Below are 7,853 nucleotides of genomic sequence, written 5' to 3' on the forward strand. Positions count from 1 at the left end.
AGTCATTGTCTGATACTTTATCAGTACATCATGGGTGAACTCTACACCATTATTTCCGAAGGTAAATTTACGCAATCTAAAGTTCGCTTGATCTCTTGACGGTTTGAGATTTTTTTGGTATAATCTAAAAGCTGATTGAGTAGTATATAAAGTACAGCGATTAGCTAAGGCGCAGTAGCCAAGCGGTAAGGCGTGGGTCTGCAACACCCTGATCACCGGTTCAAATCCGGTCTGTGCCTCTCCCAAACTTAAGAGTTTAAGGTGCACAATGATGAGTTCATAATTAAGAGCTTGTTATGATTGCTGACAGACTTTGATCCAGGACGGACGTATCGTCAAAAGACGGTATGTCCGTTTTTATGCTGTATTATTCTCTTTTTAAAGGCTTTAAACTTATTCCGTGTCTCCCCGGCAGCTGCCAGCCCACTGTCTTTTCCGCTGTTAGGTCTGCTGTATACTATTTCTCTGAAAAACTTCTATAAATACAAATAAATCAATATTTTTCAATTCTAATAGTTCCCTGTAATAATGTCAAACAGTAACAGATCCGGCCTGCGTCAACTGTTTCGTCAAACAGATCATTTTAAGGCATACTTTCCCATTTTTGTGTGTACCACTTTTTTATTTAACCTTCAATAGTAAATCGTTTTTATTATACCAATTGTTATAGAAATGTTATCTTTCAGTGTTAGAGTGTATCTGAAAAGACAAATAGCCTGTTGGCCGGACCGTTATCAGGCTTTAGAGACAGGTACAATATTTTGCAAATCACTATGAGCTTTTTCCTGAGGAAATTTTGGCTCGCTTAAATCTTATGGAAAGGAACGACTAATATGAATGATCTTATTCTAAAAACAAATGATTTATCTAAACGCTATGGAGATCAATTAGCTGTTGACGGAGTCAGCCTGAAGATCAGGCGGAATTGTGTATACGGGCTGCTGGGACCGAACGGAGCCGGAAAGTCTACTACGCTGAAGATGATTACCGGACTGATAAGGCCCACGGAGGGGCAAATTTATTTTAACGGGAAGCCCTGGAAACGAAATGCCCTGGAAAAAATCGGATCTTTAATTGAATCACCCGCTTTGTATGGCAACCTTACGGCGGAAGAAAATCTGCTGGTACACACCAGGCTCTTGGGGATACCCGGCGAAAAGATTCATGAGGTGCTGGATACTGTTAATTTGAAAAATACCGGTAAAAAGCCGGCTTCTCAGTTTTCTATGGGGATGAAACAACGGCTGGGTATTGCCGTAGCGCTTCTGAATGATCCGGCCCTGCTGGTGCTGGATGAACCATCCAATGGACTTGATCCCTTCGGAATTCAGGAATTGCGGGAACTGATCTCTTCTTTTCCTGAAAAAGGCATTACGGTCCTGCTCTCCAGCCATATTCTCTCTGAGGCCGCTCAGGTTGTGGATCAGATCGGAATAATCAGTAACGGACGGCTGCTGTTTCAGGGCGCCCCTGATCCCTGCGCAGACCTGGAGGACTTTTTTACAGATATTATAATGAATGGAGGGTATAAATGATGAATGGACTTCGATCTGAACTCCTTAAATACAAAAGAACTTTTATGGGAAAACTAATTGTTTTGGTTCCGGTGTTTTTCGCAGGGTATGCGCTGATTATGCAGGCAACGCTTATGAAACATCCCTTGTCGCAGAACAGATCCTGGATGTGGGACAGCCTTTTAGCCCTGATCTTTAACTGGTGGACCTTTGTATTCCTGCCTCTTGGTTTTGCACTTTTTGCTGCATTAGCGGCCGGGCAGGAAAAGAAGTCCGGAAATTATCGCGCCTTACGTTCACGCTGTATTTCACCAAAGCTGCTTTGGATATATAAGGTGGCTGCTATGGCGGTCTACAGCCTGCTTTCATCGATGGTCCTGACCCTTGCCGCAATTCTGGCAGGAGTATTCGCAAAATCCGGCGCAATTCCCTTCCGGCAGATTGCAGCAGCAAGTATTGTCTGCTGGGCAGCTTCCCTTGCCCTGATTCCTATTCAATTGTGGGCGGCTACGTGGAAAGGGCTGTTTCTGAGCATGGGGATCGGATTTGCGGGCATGACAGCCGGGGTTCTTGCCGCGCCTGAACCTTTCTGGTTTACGGTACCCTGGAGCTGGGCAATACGGCTGATGTGCCCCATTGTTGGAGTACATCCAAATGGTTCGATATTAGAAAACGGCGATCCGCTCTTGGATACATCCGTGATCCCAATCGGAATCGTGGTGCCATTTGCTGTATTTCTGGCAGCTACACTGCTTACCGCTGTATGGTTTAACAGGAGGGAAGAAACATGCTGAATCTCTTATTATCAGAATGGCTCCGGACAAAGCGGACGGCTGTCCGGTGGCTTACTTTTTGTATGCCGGTTATATTCTCTCTGTGTACGGCTGCCTATCTGGCAGCCCGGGAGGGAAGCACGCAGGCGTTTGCTTTTGAAGGTTTTTTTACAATCTGGACGGTGTTTATAATCCCGGCAGGCATAGGTGTTTTAGCAGGTTTCATTGTGCAGGAGGAAGAACTTGCCGGAAACTTTTCCGGCTTTTTAGGCACCGGGCTTTCCCGTGTCAGGCTATATGCCGGTAAGTTTTTACTATTGTTTTTTTGTGTGGCCGTGTGTACATTTATCGCGGTATTGCTCCTCTGCGCAGGAATGAAGGCCGCAATGCCGGCAGGAGTTACTGTCTGGGTCTTTGTGGCAGGCGCCACTCTTACAGTTATAGGAACCCTCCCTCTGCTTGCACTTCACCTGTGGATCAGCTTCGCATGGGGAATGGGAGCCTCTGTCGGCATTAGTTTTGGAGGTCTTTTAATGGCGGCAATACTTGGGCTGACAGGCCTTGGTTCAGGGTTATGGCCGCTCATTCCATGGACATGGCCGGTCAAACTGGGGATGCTCCCGGGCACTTACTTCCTCAAACATACCGTTTCCCTACCGCAGGCAGAGATTACATCCGGCTTGATAAAAACGGCATCCACAGGACTCAGCGCTGCAGCAGCTGGTCTGATTGTGTTCTTGATTGGAGGGATGATATGGTTTAATATATGGGCTGGAAGGAAAAGCTACGAATAAACGGTGATTGTTTTGTAAGTAGAAGGGAGTGCCATATTGAGTAAAATATTGATAATTGATGACGAAACAGACCTTGTCATGCTGCTCAAGGACGAGCTGGAAGCAAAGGGGCATGAAGTCCTTACGGCTTATGACGGGCAAACGGGTATTGATCTGTCACAAAAACAGCCGGACCTGATCATTCTGGATATTATGATGCCCGGTATAGATGGGTTTGAAGTGTGTCGGGCAATCCGGGATGATGTCTTGTGCCCTGTTATTTTCCTGAGTGCACGGCAGTCAGAAACCGATAAGATCAGAGGATTAACACTTGGCGGCGATGACTATATAACCAAGCCCTTTGGACTGCATGAGCTGTTGGCGAAAATTGAAGCAAACCTGCGGCGCGAGAGACGGTCGCAGTACTTGAATGCGGAGAACAAGCGGTCTAAGCTGTACTTTGAAAAACTGTGCCTGGATATGAGAGAACGCACTGTCAGGGTTGATGGAAAAGACATAGAATTGACCAAACGGGAGTATGACATTGTAGAATTACTGGCGCTCCATGCGGGTCAGGTTTTTTCGAGAGAACAGATCTACGAAAAGATATGGGGCTTTGATTCCGAAGGAAATTCCTCCACCGTTGTTGAACGCATCAAGAAAATCCGGGCAAAATTTTCAGCAGCGGCTGACAAAGAGTATATCTCCACCGTCTGGGGGATCGGATATAAGTGGAACAAAACGTAAGAAAGCGGGGTACATTCTATGAAGAATCAATCACTTGCTTCCCAGTTCAGGCGTACTTTAATATGGATTCTGACAGCCAGCGCAATCGGGACGGCGCTTACCTCTGCGATTGCATTTTCTTTATTTACCCAATCCCTGGACCGTGATATTTATACTCCGGATTACTACGAGCGGCAGGTTCCCGGTATTGAGGCTTATATTCGTGAAACGAACCTGGATCTGCTGTCCCCGTCCGAAGAAACCGGTTTAAAGAATACCATTCCGGACGGCGGGATGCTTTATCTGGTTGTAGATGAAAATGGAGACATCCTCTATGGTTCGGATTCCCGGAAACCGTTTGAGACAAAGGAAGAACTATTTCAAAGCTTTGCAGGGACAACTGTTTTTCGGCAGGGGCATTACATCTATACAGTTCCTCTCCTGGATAACAGAGGAAATACAGCAGGGGCCGTCCTTCTCTCCTATCAGATTAAAACAACCTTTGCAAATAACAGGGGAAAAATGGTATTCGCAGCTGTCGTCCTGGCTCTGTGCTCTCCGTTTCTCTATATCATCGGTTTTACACTCCTGTTTTCAAAAGTTTTTGCCCGCAAGATCAATCAGCCCCTCCAACTTTTGATTGATGCGTCCAAAAAGATACAGGAAAAAGATCTCGACTTTGAAATCGACTATCATTCAGACAATGAACTGGGCAGGCTCTGCCATGCTTTTTCTGAAATGAAAGGGGAACTTCAGAATTCGCTGTCTGCCCAATGGAAAATGGAACAGGAACGTGTGGAAATGGCAGCGGCGCTGGCCCATGATTTGAAGTCCCCTCTTTCTATTATTCTGGGATATACTGACGCGTTGATTAAAAACAATTCCGAGGGAAGCGAAAAGTTATACCGGTATCTCAGCGTTATTCGGGAAAACGCTGAAAAAAGTGCGGCTCTTGTCCAAAAGATACAATATTCATCCGGTCTGGAAACATCAGACATACAGCCCAATCTTGTGCCTGTATGCTTACCTGATTTTTTGACGCAGAAAGTCCATGAATTTGAGCTGCAGGCAGGGCAAAAGGATATTAAAATTGCTTTGGAGATGCAGGGTAACATGGAGAATACCATATGGACTGATTCAGAAAGGCTGTCGCGGATTTTTGATAATATTATTTCGAACAGTCTGCGGTATACCCCGGCAGGTGGGACGGTTCACATTTCCGTAAAGGCAGAGAAAGAACGGATTACGTATAAGATTTGTGATTCTGGCTGTGGATTTAGCCCCAAGGATTTAAATAAGGCTCTTGAAAAATTCTATCGCGGCGATGAAGCCCGGCAGTCGGACGGCGGGCATTCCGGGCTTGGACTCTATATTGTCAGACAATTAGTGGAACAGCTTGGCGGTACTGTGGAAATCGAAAACACAAAAGCGGGCGGAGCGTGTGTGATGTTTTGTCATAGTATTTCATAACTAAAAGCATTATAAAAGGTGAATTGGGCAAGCCCACTTCACCTCCTCCCCCCTCCCTCATGAGGGGCTTGCATACTTTAGCACTGCTGCAATACCGCCGGTGGACTTTTCCCTTGTCCCGGCGGTATCCTCTCTTTAAAATCCCAGATTGTCGTTCTCAAGTATGACTTTTATTCTTTCCTTTACTCCCGAATTACGCGTCACAAGCACCTGACAGCACATGGAATTTGCACCTTTACAGTCATAGCACAGCCCATTGTTCCTGCAAGGTGTATCTATGCCCAGACGAACTGCATTTATGGGGGTAGCCTCATTGTGCACACGACTCAGTGCTTCTTCCAGATTTTTAACCGCTTTATTCATTCCAACGATTAGAATCACATTTTTCGCTCCAAAGGCAATGGCCGCGATCCGGTTCCCGAACTTATCTATATTAACCAGTATTCCATCATATGTAATGGCATTGGAGCTGGCAAGGAAGTAGTCACTCTCAAAGCATGCCAGTTCTGCCTGACGCTTTTCCTCCGGAGTCTTACAGACATCCCTGTTGATCACCTGATAATTGCCTTCACAGACCGCCTGCTTCAGTCCAATCTCCGTCACGGAGGCAGAACCGCCCCAGCCTACGCTGCTTCCTTCCGGCATCATCTCAAGCGCCATTTTCAGGGCTTCCTCTTTCGTCTTTGCATAATAACCAGCCATATTACGGCTTTTTAGATTCTTAATCATGTGTTCTGCAAGTATTTGATTGCGTTCTGCACGGTAATTATCCATACTTTCATCCTCCTGTCATTTACAAGGTTTACATGTTCTTCACATATTCATTATAAGCATTGCGGGTGGAAAAATCTACCTGGCAGAAACATTTTTAAGTTTCAAAGGAAGGTTAACGCAAGCTTCAAGTCTTGTAGACATATGGGGGCGCGAAATGAAGGAATAACTGCAAGCCTGCCAAGCGAATTAATACGCTGTCACCATTTTGGAGCCACTCCCAGTGGACAAGCCTTTCCTACCGGTCGGATATACCAGCCGAAAAACTAAACCTTGCGTACTACTGGGGTCAGTCCCCCCTTTTGCACTTATTAAGCCAGCTCTTGAAAAAGTTTTTTCATGGCCGGGTATATCTTCCTGAATTTCTGATAGCGTTCTTCATATTTTTCTACCAGCTGTACATCTGGTTCCACGGTCTCAATCACCTTTACCAGCTTGCCTGCTGCATCTTCCACGGATGCATATTCCCCGCAGCCTACTGCTGCCAGGATCGCGCCTCCGTATCCGGGGCCTTCTTCGCTTTCTATGACATCTACTTTCAGGTTCATGACATTCGCAATAATTTTTTTCCAGAGCGGGCTCTTTGCCCCGCCGCCGCATATCTTTGTTCTTTCGATCCGGATACCAAGGCTTCTGGCCACTTCCAGAGAGTCTCGCAGCCCGAATGCCACGCCTTCCAGTACGGCCTGGGTCATTTCCTCTCTTGTAGTATCCATAGTCATTCCCGTAAACGTTGCCCTTGCTTTCGGATCATTGTGCGGGGAGCGCTCTCCCATCAAATATGGCAGATAGAATACCTGATTTTCTCCCAGTTTGACAATAGCCTCCTGCTCTGCTGCATATTCTTTTGTCTTCAGAATCTCATCCATCCACCACTTATTGCAGGATGCAGCACTTAGCATACAGCCCATTAGATGATAATGGCCGTCTGCATGGGCGAATGAATGCAGCGCATTGTTGTCATCCACGCCAAAAGAACTGCTTGAGATAAAAATTGTGCCGGATGTTCCAAGAGAGATATTGCACATCCCATCCCCCACCGTTCCGGTACCTACCGCTGCCGCCGCATTATCCCCGGCTCCTGCGATAACCTTTACACCGCTGCCAAAACCAAACTCTGCTGCCACATCAGCTTTCATATCCCCTACAACATCATAGCTCTCATAGAGCGTGGGAAGCTGCTGCTCTGTAACACCACAGATCTGCATCATTTCCTTAGACCAGCATTTATTCTTCACATCCATCAGAAGCATACCGGATGCATCGGAATAATCTGTGCAAAACACGCCGCTCAGCTTATATGCCAGATAGTCCTTTGGAAGCATAATCTTACTGATTCTTGCAAAATTCTCCGGCTCATTTTCCCTCAGCCAAAGAATCTTCGGCGCTGTAAATCCGGCAAAAGCGATATTTGCCGTGTATCCAGACAATTTGTCTTTTCCAATCACCTGGTTCAGATAATCCGTCTCTTTACCGGTCCTTCCGTCATTCCAGAGAATTGCAGGCCGGATAACCTCGTCCTTCTCGTCCAGTACCACAAGTCCATGCATCTGCCCTCCAAAACTGATACCGGCAATCTGCTGCCTGTCGCAATCGGCAGTCAATTCCCTGATTCCCTCAACAGTCTGCGCATACCAATCCTGTGGATTCTGCTCCGACCAGCCGGGGTGTGGAAAAAACAGGGGATATTCTTTAGAAACGATATTGTGGATCTTACCGTTTTCATCCATCAGCAAAAGCTTCACTGCTGAAGTACCTAAATCTACACCTATATATAACATATTAACCTCCGCATCATTCAAAAAAGTCGGGCAAGGGGGTCAGAC

Annotated in this window: 7 protein-coding genes and 1 tRNA gene; 6 read left to right on the forward strand and 2 right to left on the reverse strand. The window is 46.3% G+C overall.

Annotated elements, in window-relative coordinates; genetic code table 11:
• Positions 1–168: 168 nt before the first annotated feature.
• The 6 genes from GKG43_RS19850 (at position 169) to GKG43_RS19875 (ending at position 5,256) form a co-directional block, all read left to right on the forward strand.
• Positions 169–239: transfer RNA gene (locus GKG43_RS19850), tRNA-Cys, on the forward strand.
• Between the two features lie 594 nt (positions 240–833).
• The gene (locus GKG43_RS19855) at positions 834–1,535 is read left to right on the forward strand and encodes a lantibiotic protection ABC transporter ATP-binding protein (RefSeq protein ID WP_055152634.1); all 702 of its coding nucleotides are present in this window, start codon (positions 834–836) and stop codon (positions 1,533–1,535) included.
• Complete coding sequence (locus tag GKG43_RS19860) at positions 1,535–2,308, forward strand: lantibiotic immunity ABC transporter MutE/EpiE family permease subunit (protein WP_055152704.1); 774 nt, start codon at positions 1,535–1,537, stop codon at positions 2,306–2,308. Before GKG43_RS19855 ends, GKG43_RS19860 begins: the two co-directional genes overlap by 1 nt.
• Entirely contained in the window at positions 2,302–3,081 is a 780-nt protein-coding gene (locus tag GKG43_RS19865) for a lantibiotic immunity ABC transporter MutG family permease subunit (RefSeq protein WP_055152636.1), read from the forward strand. The genes GKG43_RS19860 and GKG43_RS19865 overlap by 7 nt, the downstream gene beginning before the upstream one ends.
• A 33-nt stretch (positions 3,082–3,114) precedes the next feature.
• On the forward strand, positions 3,115–3,807 hold the full coding sequence (locus GKG43_RS19870; RefSeq protein WP_347562165.1) for a response regulator transcription factor: 693 nt from the start codon (positions 3,115–3,117) through the stop codon (positions 3,805–3,807).
• Positions 3,808–3,825: 18 nt separating this feature from the next.
• Entirely contained in the window at positions 3,826–5,256 is a 1,431-nt protein-coding gene (locus tag GKG43_RS19875) for a HAMP domain-containing sensor histidine kinase (RefSeq protein ID WP_055152640.1), read from the forward strand.
• A 135-nt stretch (positions 5,257–5,391) separates the two neighbouring features.
• Here GKG43_RS19875 and GKG43_RS19880 read toward each other — a convergent pair whose 3' ends face one another.
• The gene (locus GKG43_RS19880; protein WP_055152642.1) at positions 5,392–6,030 is read right to left on the reverse strand and encodes a lactate utilization protein; all 639 of its coding nucleotides are present in this window, start codon (positions 6,028–6,030) and stop codon (positions 5,392–5,394) included.
• A 308-nt stretch (positions 6,031–6,338) separates the two neighbouring features.
• Positions 6,339–7,808, reverse strand: a complete 1,470-nt coding sequence (xylB, locus tag GKG43_RS19885) for a xylulokinase (RefSeq protein WP_129880078.1) — start codon at positions 7,806–7,808, stop codon at positions 6,339–6,341.
• Between the last annotated feature and the right edge of the window lie 45 nt (positions 7,809–7,853).

Origin of the sequence: Eubacterium sp. BIOML-A2 (assembly GCF_009680135.1) — a bacterium.
GTDB lineage: Bacteria > Bacillota > Clostridia > Lachnospirales > Lachnospiraceae > Faecalicatena > Faecalicatena contortus_B.